We start from the raw sequence: 1,300 nt of genomic DNA, 5'->3' as shown, positions 1-1,300 counted from the left end.
ACGCGCGCCGGGGCCGCTGGTGGCAGCCAGGCGGGGGCGCAAGCGGCGGGCAGCCGCGCGCCGCGTCTGCCCGCGGCCGCCCCTGAAAAAGTGGTCAGCCCCGCCCCGCAGCGGCCCCGGCGCACCGAGCCCAAGGCGGCCGAGCCCAGTTCAACCCGTTCCGCTTTGCGCGCTCCGGGCCGCCCCGCGCCTGCCACGGTAGACACCGAAGAATGGACTGAATTCTAAAAATCGCCCCCCAGGCACGCCACAGTTCGCGCGCACCGAGCTGCCTTGGCCGACCTGGGAGGCAACAACCCGAACCGCCTTCTCTGGCGGGAAAAGGCACCTGACCCGCCCCTTGTTACGTCGTTTGAATCTGGACACACTTCGTACAATCCAGAGAATCAACGATCCGGGCGGTGCCGGGTGCCCTTGGGCGCTACGCACAGCTTCGTGGACTTTCTGACTCTTCGAGGATCCCATGCGTAACCTCAAAATCGGCACCCGGCTCGGCTTGGGTTTTGGTCTCATCATCGTTCTCGTGCTCATCATGTCAGGCATCGGCGCTTGGCGCATGTACGACACCGAGCAAGTCAACGGCAGCCTGCTACGACGGCAGGCCAATAACGCGCTCATCTTGCGCTGGGCTCGCCAGGTAGAAGTCAACACCAACCAGGCGCTGGCCGCCGCCAACCTCACCAACCCCGACGTGCTCAACGCCTTCAAGAAAGGGATGGAGGCATCCGACCAGAGTTCGGACGAATTGCGCGCCCAGCTGCAAAAGCGCCTGACACGCGCGGAAGCCATCCAACAGTTCGAAGCGGCGCTCAAGGTGCGCGAGGCCTATCACAATGGGCGCACGCAGGCTTTCAAAGACCTGGACAATGGCGACTACGCCAAGGCCGACACCTTCTTCAACCAGGAAATGCCCAAGATTTCGGCCCAGTACATCGCCGAAATCGACAAACTGGCCCAGATACAGGACGACATGGTGAGCAGCACCTTCGCAGCCAGCACCGAGGCCAACCAGTCGGGGCTCATCCTGCTGTTCATCGCCACCGTGCTGGCCATCATCCTGGGGCCGCTGATCGCCTGGCGCATGACCCGCTCGGTGACGCATCCGCTGCGCCATGCCGTCGATCTCGCCGAAGCTGTTGCCCAACGCGACCTCAGCCACCAGATTTCGGCGCGCGGCACGGATGAAATCGGCCTGCTGCTGCGCGCGCTCAAAGCCATGGCCGACAATCTGCGCGCCACCGTCAGCGACGTGCGCGGCGGCGCCACCTCCATCGCATCCGCCGCCAGCCAGATTTCCGCG

1 protein-coding gene and 1 pseudogene are annotated in these 1,300 nt (G+C 64.7%); both read left to right on the top strand.

The genetic code is table 11. The features are described 5' to 3' along the window. A pseudogene (locus CCA01S_RS15910) lies at positions 1–228 on the top strand (hypothetical protein); the annotation flags it as partial. Positions 229–463: 235 nt separating this feature from the next. After that, positions 464–1,300: MCP four helix bundle domain-containing protein (locus tag CCA01S_RS15035; RefSeq protein WP_157076566.1), on the top strand; the 837-nt coding region annotated here is incomplete at its 3' end.

The organism is Castellaniella caeni NBRC 101664, from assembly GCF_001592225.1.
Classification (GTDB): domain Bacteria; phylum Pseudomonadota; class Gammaproteobacteria; order Burkholderiales; family Burkholderiaceae_B; genus Castellaniella; species Castellaniella caeni.
Note: the sequence above shows the minus strand (reverse complement) of the source record. Positions and strands in the feature narration are given on the sequence as shown.